Annotated in this window: 13 protein-coding genes; 9 read left to right on the top strand and 4 right to left on the bottom strand. The window is 50.7% G+C overall.

Annotated features, from left to right (window positions below):
• Positions 1-211: 211 nt before the first annotated feature.
• Positions 212-1,411 (bottom strand): ATP-grasp domain-containing protein, encoded by a 1,200-nt coding sequence (locus P4D80_RS09300; RefSeq protein WP_421658836.1) that lies wholly within the window; start codon positions 1,409-1,411, stop codon positions 212-214.
• Between the two features lie 553 nt (positions 1,412-1,964).
• Here P4D80_RS09300 and P4D80_RS09295 point away from each other — a divergent pair.
• Both P4D80_RS09295 and P4D80_RS09290 read left to right on the top strand, forming a co-directional pair.
• A complete protein-coding gene (locus P4D80_RS09295; protein WP_421658834.1) occupies positions 1,965-3,509 on the top strand; it encodes a tetratricopeptide repeat protein in 1,545 nt (514 codons plus the stop codon).
• A 73-nt stretch (positions 3,510-3,582) separates the two neighbouring features.
• A complete protein-coding gene (locus P4D80_RS09290; RefSeq protein ID WP_421658831.1) occupies positions 3,583-5,277 on the top strand; it encodes a transglutaminase domain-containing protein in 1,695 nt (564 codons plus the stop codon).
• 142 nt (positions 5,278-5,419) lie between these two features.
• Here P4D80_RS09290 and P4D80_RS09285 read toward each other — a convergent pair whose 3' ends face one another.
• The 3 genes from P4D80_RS09285 to P4D80_RS09275 all read right to left on the bottom strand — a co-directional run bounded on the left by P4D80_RS09285 (position 5,420) and on the right by P4D80_RS09275 (position 7,645).
• A complete protein-coding gene (locus tag P4D80_RS09285) occupies positions 5,420-5,653 on the bottom strand; it encodes a photosystem II protein, Psb35-related (protein ID WP_421658829.1) in 234 nt (77 codons plus the stop codon).
• 138 nt (positions 5,654-5,791) lie between these two features.
• A complete protein-coding gene (gene codA / locus P4D80_RS09280) occupies positions 5,792-7,051 on the bottom strand; it encodes a cytosine deaminase (protein ID WP_421658827.1) in 1,260 nt (419 codons plus the stop codon).
• Positions 7,052-7,054: 3 nt separating this feature from the next.
• Positions 7,055-7,645, bottom strand: coding sequence for a chromophore lyase CpcT/CpeT (locus tag P4D80_RS09275; protein ID WP_421658825.1), 591 nt, complete (start codon positions 7,643-7,645; stop codon positions 7,055-7,057).
• A 128-nt stretch (positions 7,646-7,773) separates the two neighbouring features.
• On the opposite strand from P4D80_RS09275, the gene P4D80_RS09270 reads away from it, so the two are divergent.
• The 7 genes from P4D80_RS09270 to P4D80_RS09240 all read left to right on the top strand — a co-directional run bounded on the left by P4D80_RS09270 (position 7,774) and on the right by P4D80_RS09240 (position 16,801).
• Positions 7,774-8,184, top strand: coding sequence for a transposase (locus tag P4D80_RS09270; protein ID WP_421657052.1), 411 nt, complete (start codon positions 7,774-7,776; stop codon positions 8,182-8,184).
• Positions 8,185-8,198: 14 nt separating this feature from the next.
• Positions 8,199-9,134: a transposase gene (locus P4D80_RS09265; RefSeq protein WP_421657051.1), complete on the top strand. Its 936-nt coding sequence runs from the start codon at positions 8,199-8,201 to the stop codon at positions 9,132-9,134.
• Positions 9,135-9,336: 202 nt separating this feature from the next.
• Positions 9,337-11,799, top strand: a complete 2,463-nt coding sequence (locus P4D80_RS09260; RefSeq protein WP_421658823.1) for a PP2C family protein-serine/threonine phosphatase — start codon at positions 9,337-9,339, stop codon at positions 11,797-11,799.
• 48 nt (positions 11,800-11,847) lie between these two features.
• Entirely contained in the window at positions 11,848-13,533 is a 1,686-nt protein-coding gene (locus P4D80_RS09255) for a CHAT domain-containing protein (RefSeq protein ID WP_421658821.1), read from the top strand.
• 498 nt (positions 13,534-14,031) lie between these two features.
• Positions 14,032-14,706 carry a hypothetical protein gene (locus tag P4D80_RS09250; RefSeq protein WP_421658819.1) on the top strand — a complete coding sequence of 225 codons (675 nt, stop codon included), beginning with the start codon at positions 14,032-14,034 and terminating at the stop codon, positions 14,704-14,706.
• Positions 14,707-15,092: 386 nt separating this feature from the next.
• Positions 15,093-16,001 carry a putative selenate ABC transporter substrate-binding protein gene (locus tag P4D80_RS09245; protein WP_421658818.1) on the top strand — a complete coding sequence of 303 codons (909 nt, stop codon included), beginning with the start codon at positions 15,093-15,095 and terminating at the stop codon, positions 15,999-16,001.
• 2 nt (positions 16,002-16,003) lie between these two features.
• Positions 16,004-16,801 (top strand): phosphonate ABC transporter ATP-binding protein, encoded by a 798-nt coding sequence (locus P4D80_RS09240; RefSeq protein WP_421658816.1) that lies wholly within the window; start codon positions 16,004-16,006, stop codon positions 16,799-16,801.
• The last annotated feature ends 115 nt before the right edge of the window (positions 16,802-16,916 follow it).

The raw sequence follows: 16,916 nt of genomic DNA, 5'->3' as shown, positions 1-16,916 counted from the left end.
GCAAATTAGCACTATAAATGATTTGATGGATTAATAACTTCGACCAACGGTATAATTGCCAGTTGGGTGGCAGGACGAGATCGAGCGGTGAGAAATCAACTCAGAGTGGAAAAACATTGACAGAATCATTCTCTGACATAACCTTACTAACGAGAATGATTATCAGAATGCCAACAAGAGGGCGATCGTGCTGCTACTCAGGTAACACTCTTCAAGAATTTCTGGCAACCGACTTAGCTAAAACAATCGTTTGCGCCACGGCGTCATCCAGAGTATCAACAATAGTGACCTGGGCATTTGCCAATTGAGTTTTCGCGCGATCGCACTCACTCCCCACCAACCGCACAACCATTTGGGGAATTCGCAGGGTGTGAGTGATCAGGGTGTCAGGTCTAATCTCACTTACGCCTCGCAGTTCCCGGATACGGTGCCTTAAAAAAGCCGTAATTACCTTTGCAATTTCATCGCAGGGAATTAAACTGCTGACCAGATTAACCAGCAACACTCGCACTTGTCTGGTTTGCGTCATCAGTTCCAGTCCCCGCTCTAGACGTTGACGTAAACCATCGGGAGACGAATTCCACTGGGTTTCACCGCCAATATTTAAGAAACTGGCGGGCTTTCCCCCTGCCTGGCAGATCAGATCCATGGTTGCCATGGTTAAACCGGCGCCATTACATAAAATCCCAATTTGACCATCCGCTTCCATCATCACAGGTAATTCAGTCAACGGTTCAAACGATGCTTTATCTTGGGTTTCAAGTAGCGCCGCCAGACTGGGGTGACGGGCCAGGGCGTCGTCATTTACCGTGACTTTGCCATCCAACGCCATGACGGCTTCACTAGGGCTCACTCCCAGCGGGTTGATTTCCACCAGATCCAGATCCTTCTGGACAAACAATCGATACATTTTCTCTAAAATGCTCGCGACAGAAATCATCAAATCACCCTGAAGCCCCATTTTCAGGGCCAGGCGGCGGGCATAGTAGGGCGAAAATTCACGCTCAACAATGACATGTTGCATTTGATCCATCGCGGCCTGAACGTCAATTCCACCCTGCTGGGAACCCAACAGTACGGGGCGGCGAATGGAGCGGTTTAATACTACGGCTAAATAGAATTCGCGATCGGCATTGTATTTTGCCTCTGCCAGCAATACTTTTGGGTACTCGCCCATAATGGGTAAATTAAAAATGGTTTGGGCGGCTGCAACGGCATCAATAGTGTTCTCTACAAAGCGCACGCCACCTACCCGACCCCGCCCACCGATGTAAACCTGAGATTTGAGTACAACAGGATAGGGAATTGTTAACCCTTTTAAGTCCTTAGGGCGGTCAATTCGCTGAGACGGTAGTACCGGAATGCCCATCTCGCGAAACAACTCTTTTGCCTGGTATTCCAGTAAATCCATATCCCATCCCTGCTTGAAATTCAAACGGCTCAGTCTGAAGTCCCAAGTCTACAGCTAGAATCCTCCAGAAGCAACCAAACTAGTACAGCAAAACGAATGTTTTGTTAGGGGTGCAGGGGTTCCATGCTGTACCCTGTTCAAATTTCAAGAAGAATCGCTATAGTACTTTTTTCAAGAGATCTAAGCTGGAAGGATAAAGCTTTTATAAGACCGCTATAAGGGGTAGTAAAGCTTCCGTGAATTCCGCAGGAACCCTTACGGTTTGCTACTTAAAAATTGTTAGTAAGTAGATCTCCAGATACAACAAGTAAGTAGATCTCCAGATACAACACGGTTCCTAACTCCTAGTACCTGTATATATTCTGGCTCCTGGCTCCTGACTCCTGGCTCCTGATCCCTCTGTTTTATGGGTGCTGCTGTAGGTTGTTCATTATGACTACCTGATTAAGAAATTTATTTAAAGTTCTCCGGCATTTATGTCAAAAGCCACGTATTAGTTATCTGACTGATTGCACTCTGGCATCATCAGAGGAATCTTCCTATGTTTGCTTGTATGAATTCGTATCGGGTATTTCCAAAACTATTATTGACTCTGCTAACTACGTCTGTTCTGATAGTTGCTCCTGTTTTGGGTGTTGTTGTTACTCCTGCACAAACAGTTTTAGCCCAATTGTCGCCTGCCTCTAGCACGAAGGCGGATCAACTCTTGAAAGAAGGGCAAACGCTGTTAACAAGTGCGGCAACCCGGCGGGCATTGATGCAGTTTCAGCAAGCGCTACAACTCTATCGTCAGGATGGTAATCGGTTAGGGGAAGCAAATGCTCTAAATGGTGTTGGCGATGCTCACTATAGTCTGGGGCAGTATCAATTAGCACTGAAGGTGTACAGTCAGGCATGGGAAATTTATCAGGAGTTGGGCGATCGCAAAGGAGGAGCCACCGTCCTCAATAATATTGGGGCCATCTATGACGACCAGAGACAGTATTCGGAGGCGCTGAAGTTTTATGAACAGGCGCTTAAACTGCGGCGAGAAGCAGGGGATCTGGCTGGGGAAGGTACCACCCTCAACAACCTGGCAGGCGTTTACCTGAATCAGGGAGATTATGACAAAGCGCTAAAGGAATATAATGCTGCTCTCAAGGTGCGTTGGTTGATGGGCGATCGCCGGGGAGAAGCTACCACCCTCAACAATATTGGCTTCGTTTGCCGCCGCACAGCCCAGCATCACCAGAGCCAGGGCAATCTGGAGAAGAGCAGAGAGTGGTATCAAAGTGCTATCGAACATTATCAGTCGGCGCTAGCGATTCGGCGGATGCTGGGCGATCGTCCTGGGGAAGCCACTACCCTGAATAACCTTGGATTTGTCTACCGTAGTTTGGCGCAGTACCCCCAGGCCAATGAACCAGAGGCCCAGAAGGCATCTTTGCAAGAAGCCCAGCAGACCTACCTGAAAGCCGCAGAGATCTATAGGCAACTGGGCGATCGCAAAGGCGAAGCAACTGTCCTCAATAATTTGGGAGGAGTCTATTTCAGCCAGGGGCAGTACGTCGATGCCCTCAAGGCATATGAGAGAGCGTTGACGGCAGTCAAAATCACAGGGGATGCACCAGAACAGGCCACTACGCTCAGCAATATTGCTTTTGTTTACCGAACCCAGGCAGATGCTCTGAAAACAAAGGATTCAGGTCAAGAAATTGGTAGAAACCCAATTTTAATTGAGGCTCAAAGGCAGTACTTAAAGGCGCTGGATTTCTACCAGCAGGCGTTGGCGATCATCCAGCAGGTGGGTGATCTCAAGTCTGAAGGCACCACCCTCAACAATATTGGCGGAATTAACATCAGTCTGGGGCGATATGCGGATGCTTTGAATGCTTACCAAAAAGCACTAGCCGTCTACGAGAAGCTGGGCGATCTTCCCGGACAGGGAACCACCCGTTATAACATTGGTGTCACCTATGCTCGCCAGGAGAAGTACCGCGAAGCGCTCAGCGCTTACAAGCGGGCGCAGCTCATTTACGAACAATTGCGTGATATTGCCCGTCGGGATGAAATCCGTAGTGTCATTCAGGCGATTGAAAATCAACAGAAGGCGATATGAATGCAGACTTTAGATACAGATACTCTGTCTAAATTCTGTTTATCATTTGGGAGGTTGGTAGTAATGGGCAATCATGCAACTCGAATTCGCTCAACCTTCTGTTCCGGGGAATGATGCAACGTCAGAGCCACTCCCCAATCGTGCTTCCCGCTATCGAACCGTTTACCCTATAGGGGCCTACGCCATTCAAGGGGTCGCTGCTTTAGAGGGTGACCTGATTGCCCTTGACTCAGTGCGGGGATACCTTCTGCGAGTGAATCCAGCCACGGAAAACACCACTATCGTCAATTCGCGGCAGGTTGATGAATTTATAGATGCGTGTGGGCTGGCGATCTGGGGCGACATGCTTTGGTTTGCCCGTGAGAAAGATGTTTATTTCTGTAATCTACAAGACCTGAAGCCACAACTGTTTGTGACAATGCCCTACCCGGTGGATGGCATTGGGGTGTGGCAGTCTACCGTTTACGTTGCCAGTCAGAAGGAAGGATATATTTCTATTTTTGAGTTCAATCCTCAACGGTTGATTACGCGCTTTCCAATGCCGGGGGTTGGTAGTGAGAACTTGACCATTCGGGGTGAGAATCTGTGGGTCTGCGATCGCACCGAACAGATGGTTTACTGTCTTGATCGAGCAACCGGCGAGTTGCAGTTTAGTGTTCTGACCCCCTATGAAAACCCCACCGGGTTAACTTTTTTATCCGATTCAAAAACAGGTGAAGACATCCTTTACGTTTCCTACGCAGGGGAAGAACCATATATTCGAGACAATCCCAATAATCCAGAAGGCCAGTTTGAATTGACCTATCGCGATCGCACCTTCATCCATCCCCTCTATATTCAATACTACCCAAAGGAACACTACGCCCTTTCCAACGGTTTTCTGGTGGAAATGTCCTACGTAGAGGAGTTGCTACCGCTGGAGGAGTTTGACCTACAGAATGTTGAGTGGCGGATTGCCCTACCGACGGAAACTCACCGCCAAAAAGTGTTGAAGGTCGAACCGATTGGCTTACCCTTTATCGAAGAAATTCAGGATGGACAGCGTGTTGCTGTCTTTCGGTTTGATTCGCTCCACTTTCATGAACGGCATTTGTTTGGTTGGAAAGCTCTGTTAGAAGTGCGGGGGATTAAGTATCTGCTCACCCCGGATGATGTCGATAAAGTCCCACCACTGTCCTCTGAGTTTCGGGCTCGCTACCTGGTAGACGATGATGAACTGGCGATGGATACCCCCATTATTCAAGCCGCCGCCAAGGAAGCGATCGGGACAGAAACCAACCTGCTACGCAAGATTCTGAAAATCCGCAATTATGTTTATGACCGACTTTCCTACAGCCTCACATCCAAAATTGACACCCCAGATGTTGTATTGCAGCGGGGCGTCGGCTCCTGTGGTGAATACGTCGGGGTATTGTTAGCACTGGCCCGCTTGAACGGCATTGCCTGCCGTACAGTGGGTCGTTATAAATGCCCACCTAAAGCAAACCAGCACCACGTTCCCCTGGAACCAGACTACAACCACGTTTGGCTAGAGTTCTACGTACCTGGCTACGGCTGGTTACCAATGGAATCAAACCCAGATGATGTGATTGAGCGTGGCCCTTACCCGACCCGGTTCTTTATGGGCTTGCCCTGGTACCATGCGGAAATTGGCAAAGGCATTCCCTTCGAAACCATCCATACAACGAATGAGGGAGTTGACATTTCCATTGGCGAGCTAGCCATTAACCACGTCCGGTTTACGATTCTGGAAGAACTGCCACCTTAGAGGAAGGGAGGAAGGAGTCAGATCCCTTTCACTTGCATCTCTTCATAAAAATTCCCCTTACCTGCATTGTTTCAGGAAAGGGGGGAGAGCGTTGACTAGAGGTTATTCAGGAGGAAAGCGAACGTCTCAAATCTGAAGAGCTTTATGCATTGGGCAGAAGGCTGCTGGTGTATGCATCTAAAGCATCAAAGGCTGGTACGCGAGTGCTGTAATCAATTTTGGTACCGGTAATGGATTCGGACAGTTTCTCGAACGACTCAGAACGCCAGTTGCGCTCGTGAATAGGCTTTGTTTGCTCGCCCCGGAAGTATGCCTGAGTTCCGATAACGGATGCGGCAATCCAACCAACGACAAAAACTGCAATCAGGACAGCCATCTTGACCTCCTATGAACTTTTGTTTCAATCTGTAAATAAATGTAACAATTCCTTGCGAAATCCGCAACCTTTAATGGGGGTGATGAAAACCGGACTGTTTAGTGTAGGAACCGAACAGTCTGTATTCAGGGGCAGGATTTAAGGACGGGAACCGTGCCAGATGGTGCGGGGAATTTCTGTTTTCACCAACAGTTTCCCTTGGGAAATGACGTATTCGACCATGGCACGACGACGAATTGCATCGTAGCGATCGCTGGCATTTACCACAATCAAATTGGCTGGCTTGCCAATTTCAATGCCATAACGGTCTTCAACATTTAAAGTCGTTGCGCCGTTCCAGGTCACCATGTCATAGCAGGCATCGATCTCAGCGGTGCCGGTCATCTGGCAAATATGCAGTCCCATGAAGGCAACGTCCAGCATATTGCCAGTTCCCAGGGAATACCAGGGATCTTGCATGCAGTCATGACCAAAGCTGACATTCATACCCTGCTGCCAGAGTTCCTTAACGCGCGTTACCCCTCGCCGCCTGGGGTAGGTATCAGTTCGCCCTTGCAGGGTAATGTTAATCAGGGGGTTGGCAATGAAGTTAATTTGAGTGCGACGCAGGAAACTCAGTAATTTACCCGCATAGGCATTGTTGTAAGATCCAAATGCGGTTGTGTGGCTGGCTGTTACACGTAAGCCCATACCTGTACGGATTGCGCAGGCAGCAACAACTTCTAGAAAGCGGGACTGGTCATCGTCAATTTCATCGCAGTGAATGTCAATCAGGCGATCGTATTTCTGCGCCAGCTCAAAGATGCGGTGAACGGATTTGACGCCATCCTCGCGGGTCAGTTCATAGTGGGGAATGCCACCAACGGCATCAGCGCCCATGTCCAGAGCTTTTTCCAACAGTAAGTCGTTCTGCGGTCCACCATAGATGCCATCTTGGGGGAAGGCCACGACTTGCAGGGTCATCCAATCTTTTACCTCCTGCCGCACTTCGAGAAGTGCCTGGAGAGCGGTCAGGCTAGTTTCGCTGACATCGGCGTGGCTCCGAACGAAGAGAACCCCCTGGGTAGCTTGCTGTTTGAGGGTTGCGATCGCCCGTTGCTTAACATCTTCCAGCGTGATGTTTTGCTTGCGCTCGCGCCAGATCTCAATCCCTTCAAACAGAGTGCCGCTCTGATTCCAGCGAGGTTCTCCAGCAGTTAGGGCAGAGTCGAGATGAATGTGAGATTCGACAAAGGGTGGACTAACAAGTTGCCCCTGAATGTCCAGTTCCAGCTTCGTGTTGCCAGTAATTTTGGGCGCAATATCTACGATCGCCCGTTCTTTGATGGCAATATCGACTTCGGCAATGGTCCGGTCAGTTTGAAGCAGGCGGCACTGGCGCAGGAGCAAATCATACATAGGCTAAACCTTTACTTCGTCTGCAAAACTCGCCCAGCGCACAAACTCAAACGGTCCTGCCATTGAACCCCAGATGTGTTCATCGGTTTCAGGATCTCGTCCGCGATCATGGCTAATAAACTTTTCCCCATCAATTTCGAAGGTGCTGTCAAGATAGGTCGTTTTCCCTTTACGAACAACGATACACGCCTTACCCGGTTGTACGTAACCTTTAAAGCTACTCCCTGTCCATTCCACTAGCATGTTGCATCCAGGCAATTTCTCAAACTGACTGGTCTTGAGGGTATAAAGGCGGTCTAAATCCCTTGAGGCTCCGTAAAATTCCTCTTCTCCACGAATCGTATAGTTTTCAATTTCAATACGTCCGTTCTGAGTAATCACTTTCAAAATTCGAACTCGATAAGGATCATTCAGAGCAAAATCGTAGGCCTGTTCCACAAAAAAACTAATCCCGGACAATAAGTCTGTTGGCAAAGGACGCATACAGACACGAATATGGGCAAAAAGTGGAGGATTATCAAATGCCTGTTGCTGGTTGCTAAAATCTGCTGCCATCCAGCGTGCCAGGGTTTCAATATCGGTAGAGTGAGTCATTGATCGCCTGTTGTAACCAAATAATTGACACTTCTATATATAAGCTCGACTTTATCCATTTTGAGGATAGGGAGGAATATAGAGGAAAGGGTGAGACGCATCGAATACCCTCTCACCCCTAAAATTCTATGTTTACCTTAATCGTAGCAAGTCTGTTCGCGGCTCTGTTGGAGACGTTTGGGGGCTTGGTTTCTGGTCGAGTCTGGCAGCATGTGCAGGTTTTAGTGATTGGAGCGATTCTTTGTCCGGGCAAACGTAGCGCCAGTGCGATTTTGCGGGTGATGGGACAAGCAGAGGAGCGACGCTTTGGCAAGTATCATCGGGTACTGAGTCGAGCGGTTTGGTCGAGTTTGAAAGTTGCCCGACGATTACTGGGGCATCTGCTCAGTACCTTTGTGCCGTCAGGCATGGTGGTGATGGGGATAGACGATCCGATAAAGCGGCGCAAGGGCAACCGGATTAAAGCGAAAGGGATTTACCGAGATGCGGTGCGCTCCCGTGAGGCACAGGTGGTCAAAGTCAGGGTTTACGCTGGTTAAGTTTGATGCTGTTAGTGGAGATTCCTTGGGCTCAAAGCGTCTTGGCATTGCCCTTTCTCACGGTGCTGGCTCCATCAGAGCGTTATCATCAGCCACGAGGACGACGGCATAAAACGTTGACGGATTGGCCAGTCCAGATGCTCAAACAAGTGCGCCGTTGGTTGCCTGAACGCTCCTTGGTCATTGTGGGAGATAGCAGTTTTGCGGTCTTAGCGTTGCTCCACAGGACTAGTCAGTGGGCCAATCCCGTGCATTGGGTCAGTCGATTGCGCCTGGATGCGGCCCTGTATGAACCGGCCGTTGCCCGTCAACCTCATCCAATGGGACGCACTCGCATCAAAGGCAAGCAGTTGCCAAAGCTCAACCCAATCCTCAATGATGCCCAAACCGTTTGGCAATCCCTTACCCTGCAACGCTGGTACAGCAACACCGAACGCCAAGTTGAACTGTGCCGCGGCACTGCCGTCTGGTATCACACGGGCAAACCGCCAGTGCCTATTCGTTGGGTTCTGGTGCGCGACCCCAAAGGACACACGCATCTGGCGGCAACGCCCGCCGAGATTTTGCTTTGGTTTCGGCCACGCTGGCAGGTGGAAGTCACCTTTGAGGAGGTGCGAGCCCACTTGGGCGTTGAAACCCAACGGCAATGGTCTAACCTGGCTATCTTGCGCACGACTCCAGCTCTGTTTGGCTTGTTCTCTCTTGTCACTCTGTTAGCTCATTACCTGTACGCTCAACAACCATTTGATCTACCCACAACAGCCTGGTACACCAAATCTCTCCCGACCTGCGTCGATGCTCTCGCAGCGGTTCGGCGTTGCCTCTGGACATCTAGACTTTTTGACTGGACGTCTAGACTTTTTGAGAGGTCGCACGAAACCCCTAGCTCCACAAAAGTCCCTCCTGAATTGCTCGAACTCTGGAGTACTCTGCTATGTTATGCGGCGTAATTGGATAAAGTCGAGCTTAGGACATTGGTTTTAAGGGGAGGCTGTGCCCTCAGTCAGGGGTTCCGCCCCTGCACCTCGTCCTGCGCCTGGTGGCTATAGCTATATAGCTCTACGCAGGTGCGTTAGAACATTGGAATTAGAGAGGGAGTGGGGGCTGCGCCCCCAGCCAAGGGTGGAACCCCTGCACCCCGTCCTAACCACAATGACTACCGCTATAACAACACAACAACTAACAACTAACAACTCCTATCAAATTCCTGGGTTTAACATAGAGGGAACGATAGAAATCTCTATGCACAGCGACGCGGTAACGATTTTTTGCCCTAACCCTCTGTGTCTGGCTCCGAATCCTGAGAGCCACAGATTTTGCTGCCAGTGCCGAACTCCAATTCCCAAACGTTATCTGTGGGCAACGGGAAAAGGGGTGAGTTCGCTACAGCCGGATAGTTTTTTGGGCAGTCGCTACTTGCTCAAGCAAGGGCAGATTGTGCTGGATACCCAACCGGGAATATTACCAGAACTGCCAGAGGATATTCCTTCAGCCGTAGAGATTTATCTCAAGCTCTCGAACTGGCAACTCCATGTTCCTCAAGTGTTTGGGCTGGTTAGTACCAACCAGAAGCGATCGCCCAGCGAGATTTTGCTGCTAGAAAAAGCTCCCATTTACCCGGAAGGCGTTGCAATCAGCCCTGCTGCCCCTCTGGAAGGGACTCTTATGCCAGCCCTGACAGACCTCTGGGCAGAAAGTAGCAGCATGAGGCAGCTAACCTGGCTCTGGCAAAGTGCCCAGCTATGGCAGCCCCTCAGTGTTCAGGGAGTAGCTTCCACCCTGCTCAACCCAGATTTATTGAGAGTAGAGGGCTCGTTACTGCGCCTGCTTGAACTGCAAACCGACAGCCGCAGCGAACCGTCCCTGGCTCACCTGGGACAACTGTGGCAACAGTGGCAGCCAACTGTTCAGATGGAAATTGCAGATTTTTTTGCCCAACTCTGTCAACAGTTGCTGCAAGGCCAGATCTGGAGTGCCGAACAACTGGTGGCTGTGCTAGACCGGGCATTGAGGGCTTGTGGACAGGCACAGTCCCGTCAAATTCAAATTGCAACCCGGACTGACCAGGGCCCAAGCCGCCAACGCAATGAAGACGCCTGCTATCCTCCCAGCGGTACGGCTCTGACAATTTCCATTGGAGAAGATTCCAAACGGTTGTTTGAAGCGTCAGGCAAATCGTCTCCTCTGGTGGTGGTATGCGACGGAATTGGAGGACACGAGGGGGGAGAAGTGGCTTCAAATCTGGCGATCGCTACCATTCAGCAAAAGCTACAACGTCTTTCCCAATCGGCTCCACTGGAGCCAACAACTTTGGTAACTCATCTGGAACAGGCCACCCTGGCAGCCAATGATGTAATTAGCCAGCGGAACGACAACGAGCAGCGGCAGGAACGGCAACGGATGGGAACCACGCTGGTGATGTCTCTAGTACAGGATCACGAACTTTACCTGACCCATGTAGGAGACAGCCGCGCCTATCGGATCAGCCGGACGGGATGCCATCAGGTCACACTGGATGATGATTTAGCGTCACGGGAAGTGCGGCTGGGTTATGCCCTCTACCGGGATGCCTTGCAGCAGCCAGGGTCAGGTTCACTGATTCAGGCATTGGGGATGAATGCCTCCTCGCTGCTGCATCCGACGGTTCAGCGCTTTATTCTGGATGAGGATTGTCTGTTTTTACTGTGTTCAGATGGGCTGAGTGACAACGATCGCGTCGAGCAGCACTGGCAGACAGAGTTGCTACCGATTCTGGAAGGCGTGGTGGATGTGGCGACTGCCAGTCAGCGTCTGGTGGCGATCGCCAACCAGGAAAACGGGCACGATAACGTCACCGTGGGATTGGTTTATTGCCGGATGAACCCGGTGAGTCAGTCCCTTTTGGCACCGCTCGATCCTGCCCTGGCAGTTCCACCTCCCAATCCTGGTGGTTTAGTCAGCGCTGGTTCTGATCTGGAAGCCTCCTTCTCTTCTCCACCCACCTTGAGAACCAGGGCGATTCGTTGTCGCTCTAATCCTCGGCCTTTTTTACTGGGTGTGGTTGGAATTCTGGCTGTGGGTGGGCTGGCTGCTTTTTGGGCATTTCCAGGGTTGCGATCGCAGTTCAGTCCACCCATAGCGGTGAGCTCCAGTCCCTCTGAACCTGTGGTTTCGCCGCTCCCTCCCACGCCGCCCCCGCCCCCCAGTCCACCGCCCCCCTTAACCGTTGGTTCTCTCATTCAGATTAACCGTCTGATTCCGAGTGGCAACCAGTCGGTTCCTATCGCCCTTCTACCCCAACCCCCCAAAGCTGGGGTAACTCAAGGAATTGCCACCTCCGGCACCGTTCCGATTGGTAGTGTGTTGCAAATCTCTAGCCGCCAATCTATCCCCAATCAAGGAAACTGGCTCAAGCTCAAAGTGTGCTCTGTTCCTGCGGATATCAGTATTGATTCCCAGCCCGTCCAGGCTGGACAGGTGGGCTGGCTTGAGGAAGACGCGATCGCTCCCCTCGTTACTCAGGAACTTGCCCTCACCCCCACTCAACTGGGTACCTGTGCAGCCACTCCACCCGCCCAGGCTACTAAGCCAGAACCCGTTAGCCCACGAGTGAAGAATGAAGAGGGAAGAAGATAGACTGATAAGACAATACTGCTATCGTCACGGGTCTAGGTGTACCCTCGAATGCCTTACTCTGAGATTCCCTGCTTAAGTTTGGCGATCGCGCCCCTGCGTACAGCAGGGCACTTTGCCATTCACGTCACACAGGCTCCCTACCCAGGAGGGTTTGTTCTGCACGAATGTATCTGGACTGAATCTCTCACCCAGTTATGGCAAGCCTGGCAGGAAATGTTTTCAACCCGAATTTTGCCTAGCGTTCCCCAGGTTTCTCAAATCAATCCCCCGCCGCCCGATCCCGTTCTGTCACTGGAAACCTCCCCCGTTGAAACTGGGCAGCCCGTAGGTCGCGCGGGACGGCTGATGCAAAATTTGGGCATTCATTTATGGCTGTGGCTGTTTGATGGTCCGGTTCAGGGCAGCCTTAATCACAGCCAGGGAATTGCGATGGGGCAGGGTAAGCCGCTGCGGTTGCGGCTGGAAATTCGTGACCCCAGTCTGATTGCTTTTCCCTGGGAAATTATGCAGGATGCAGCGGGAAAGCAGGCTATTTCCCTTAGCCAGCAGGTGTTGTTTAGCCGAACCACCAGCGATGTTCACCCGCTACCTCCGCTGCGGTCAGATTACATGCTGAAAGTCCTGTTGGTGTTAGGGCAGGACTCTGCTCCTGAACCCGAAACAGTTCAATCCGGCACCGAACATTTCCGCTACGCTGACAATCATATTCTGCAACTTAAACAGGAAGCAGATGCCCTTGCCCATGTGCTGAAAGTCTCTGGCAGCGCCGGAATTGGTAGATCGACCAGCACCCCCTGTCAGGTAGATACCCTGGTACAGCCCACTCCGGCAGAGCTGATCCACAGTCTGGAGACCCAAACTTACAATGTGTTTTTCTACTCTGGTCACGGGGTACCTGCTCCCGACGGTGGTTTACTGTTCCTGCGGCCTGACATGAGCCTGAACGGAACGGAACTGGCTCAGGTTTTGACTCGCTGCCAGGTGAAACTGGCAGTGTTTAATGCCTGCTGGGGAGCCCAACCTGACCATGATCACTCACCAAATTCACAGGCAATTCCGCGTAGCAGTCTGGCAGAAGTATTGATCCACCATGGAGTTCCGGCGGTTCTGGGAATGCGGGATACGATTACCGATGAAGAAGCACTCAGCTTTATCCAGTCCTTTGCCAAAGCCCTGGCAGAACGAATGCCTATTGACCAAGCAGTTGCCGTAGCCCGACAGCACCTGCTGACGCTCTATCGCTTTAACCAGCAAGCCTGGACATTGCCCGTCCTTTATATGCATCCAGAATATGACGGTGAACTGTTGAAACCGATGGAATCAACACCTACTGAAATGCCAGGAACCATCACCAGCTTTGGGCGGGAGATTTCAAATGCTTCTTTGCGATCGCTCAAAACTGCCAAAGTCTGGAATATTCAGGGCGGTATTATGCGTGTCGGTAGAGATCGGACAGAAAATGATCTGGTAATTCAAGAAGACCAGTATGGAGTATCGCGTAAGCACGCCGTCATTTTTTGCCGTCAGTCCCAGCGCAACGGAAACAACCAGGTAACGTATTTTCTAGAAGACTTTTCCCGTTACGGTACCTGGCTTCTAGAACCAGGCGTTGGATCAGAGCATTGGCAAAAAATCCATCGCCAGGAAGTACCTTTGCGCCCAGGAACTCAGCTAAAGTTTGGTAGTTCTCAGAACGAAACACTGGAGTTTGTGATTCACACTCCTTCCGAGTGAATGAGTCCTCAAAGTTTTGAGTTCTAATAAAGGTGACAGAGAGAGAGGAGAGGGAGGGATGGGTAGATGGGTGGATAGGGGGATAGGGTAATTGCTCTTTGCAACCAGTATTCCATCACTCTGTTACTCCAGTACTCCATCACTCCCTCACTCCCTCACCATCCCTTACATTCACTCATCCCCGCCTGTCGCCTGTCTCTCCCCCCTGACTTATATCGCTGTCGCCAGGTTGCTTAGAACATTGGTTTTAAGGTTTTAAGGGGGTATGGGGGCTTTGCCCTCAGCCAGGGGTTCCACCCTGCACCCCGTCCTCAGCCTGGTGGCTATCGCTATAACTAACAGCCAAAAACTAACAACTAACAACTACTCAGCCCTGGGGGATCTTTTCTCGGCCAAATGACTTAAATTGAATGGAGTTGCGGAACAGGTAGCGATCGCTTTGTAGTCAATCCCAGCAAAGCAAGTTCGTTTCTAGTTAGTGCATGCAGGAGTCCGGTGATGGAGAAGAAAGTGATGTGTTCCAGTAATCTGGAAAATTCTGAGGCTGATATTGAGCGTGATTTGTGGAGTGCCCTTTTACACGCTGAAGGTGTGGATTGTTCCTGGAATGGTACTGAATCGCTGACTGAAGATATGTTTTCTGTTGAAGAAAATCCTAACTTACAGGTATCCTATCCCTGGAACCCTGCCGACCCAGAGGCTGAAGCTTTTTTCAATCAACTGGAGCAAGGCTTTTCTCTCGATGGCTGGCAACCTGAAGAAATTTCAACCCGCTCTAACGCATTTTTTGCTAGAGTCAATTCGCTCTGGTCTGGTGTATCCCTACATGAGTCACTGGCTGAGCGTTTTTCTGCTCGTATTCCCCAACATTTGTTGGTAGCGATCGCCAACCGAGCCCAGCAAGTCCTTTCCGCATCTCAACCCCTAGCCGATCAACTGGTTCAGTCAGTCCAACACATCCTCCCCCATATTGCCGAGGAAGACCTGTATGTTCTGGCGCGTCCCCTCGCCTATGCTATGCGTAATGGAGAATCTCGCCGCGCTGTCGATTCAACCCTGGAAAAAGTACGCACCGTCGCCTGGGAAGAGCTATCCGAAGTTGAGCAAGCTCGCCTTAGCCTGGCAGTTGCCCGTTGTGCCCTGTTTGAACTGGAATCTGAAGGGCAGAAGTAGTGGAGCAAGTGGTTATATTGGATTGTGAGAAAGCATTCTGCAGGAATTCTTTCTTACAAAGCCTTTCAATCTCACGACTGTTTCAGGACTGCCATAGTTGTTAGAGAGGGATAGGGGGTGAATGGGTAGATGGGTGGATGAGGGATAGGATAATGGGTTACACTATCATTTCATCACTCCGGTACTCCACTCCTTCTCTACTCTCCCACTCATTACTCCTTTCGCTCTCTAACTCCTGACTTCTTCTTTCCTTCTTCCCAACCTAGCCTCTGGTCTCTCTCCCCTATTTCCTGTCGTAGAGGTGTGGTAGATCTAGCTACTGTAAACCTAATTACCTGCTTGGTTCGGAGATGGGTTCAGTGAAGAGACGGTTTTTCGTTTGCCTAATGCTATTGTCATTTGGTTCTGTTGCTTGCAATTCTGCTCCCAACACGGCCTCTACTACAGCATCTCCCACTTTGATGGGAAACAATGATCCTAAAACGTTGAAGGTTGGGGCGATTCCCGATCAGGATCCGGAGAAATTGCACCGGCTCTATGACAAGGTGGCTAAGTATCTGGAAAAAGAGCTGAAAGTTCCCGTTGTTTATAAGCCAGTAACCGATTATGCCGCTTCAGTGACGGCTTTCAGGGTTGGAGATCTTGACCTGGTCTGGTTTGGAGGACTAACGGGAGTACAGGCACGGTTACAGGTTCCGGGGGCAAAGACGATCGCCCAGCGCAACATTGACGAAAACTTTCATAGCGTGTTCATTGCCAACAAAAAGAGTGGTATTCAACCCACCTTAAATGTGCAGAAAGGTTTGGTGAATTTGAAAGGGCACACTTTCACCTTTGGCAGTGAATCTTCTACGTCGGGCCGTTTGATGCCTCAATTCTTTTTGCAGCAGGCGGGGGTCAAACTGGAAGACTTCAAAGGCGAAGTTGGGTTTTCAAAGTCCCATGATGCCACCCTTGAATTAGTACAGGCGGGCACCTATGATGCGGGTGTAATGAATGAACAGGTTTGGGAAAGCCGCCTCCAGGAAGGCAAAGTAGACACCAGTAAAGTGGACTTAATCTGGCGCACTCCGGCCTATCACGACTATCATTGGGTGATTCACCCCAGTGTCAGCGATCGCTTTGGCAAAGACTTTATTCAAAAAGTACAGAACGCATTTCTTAAACTAAATTCCAAAAACAAGGATCAAAGGGAAATTTTGGAGCTTTTTGGAGCCGAAAAATTCATCAAAACTCAGGATTCTAACTACGCTCAGATTGAAAAAATTGGTCGAGAGATTGGCAAAATCAAATAGCTATGTGCCAGCCTGATCCAATCTTTGAACTGAACCATGTCAGCCACCAGTTTGGAACCTTTCAAGCGCTGACGGACATCAATCTGAAAATTTTTGCGGGTGAGTGCGTGGCCTTGGTTGGCTCTAGCGGGGCGGGCAAAAGCACTCTGATTCGGTTGTTGAATGGTACGCTCAGACCCACTGAAGGTGAAGTTTGGGCACTGGGACGCAATCTGAACCAGCTCAGTTCTCGACAATTGCAACAGGTGCAACGGGGAATTGGAACCGTCTATCAGCAGTTTCATCTGGTCGATAATCTGCGAGTGATTCATAACGTCAATGCCGGGCACCTGGGCCGCTGGTCCTTCTGGCGGGCGTTGCGATCGCTCATTCACCCCCTCGAAGTTGAGACTGCCGCCAAAGCCCTGGCCCAGGTAGGAATTCCTGAAAAGCTCTATGCCCGCACCGATCAGCTTTCGGGAGGGCAGCAGCAACGGGTTGCGCTGGCGCGGGTGCTGGTGCAAGACCCACTGGCAATTCTGGCCGATGAACCGATCGCCAGCCTGGATCCCGAAAGCAGCCGCGAAATTATGGATCTACTGTTGCGGCTGACCAATGAAAACTCTCGTACTTTGGTTGTCAGTTTACACGCTCTGGAGTTTGCCCGTAGCCATTGCCAGCGAATTGTGGGTCTACGTCAGGGCCAGATCGTGTTCGACGCCCCCGCAGAACAGGCGACGAGGGAGATGTTAGAAGCGGTCTATCGGTTGGAGAGAAAGGAGTGGATGAGTGAGACGGTGAAAGAGGAAAAGGAGAAGTGAGAAAAGCGGGAGAAGTCGAGAAGCCGCCCATCCACTCCCTCACTCCCTCACTCATCCCTCTACCCCTTGCCCATCAGTTCATCAGGATTGATGCCTCTGGCACGCAGTTGCTCAA

This window comes from Leptothermofonsia sp. ETS-13 (assembly GCF_049200465.1).
GTDB lineage: Bacteria > Cyanobacteriota > Cyanobacteriia > Leptolyngbyales > Leptolyngbyaceae > Leptothermofonsia.
The sequence above is the reverse complement of the archived record's forward strand: the minus strand, read 5'-3'. Positions and strand labels throughout refer to the sequence as shown.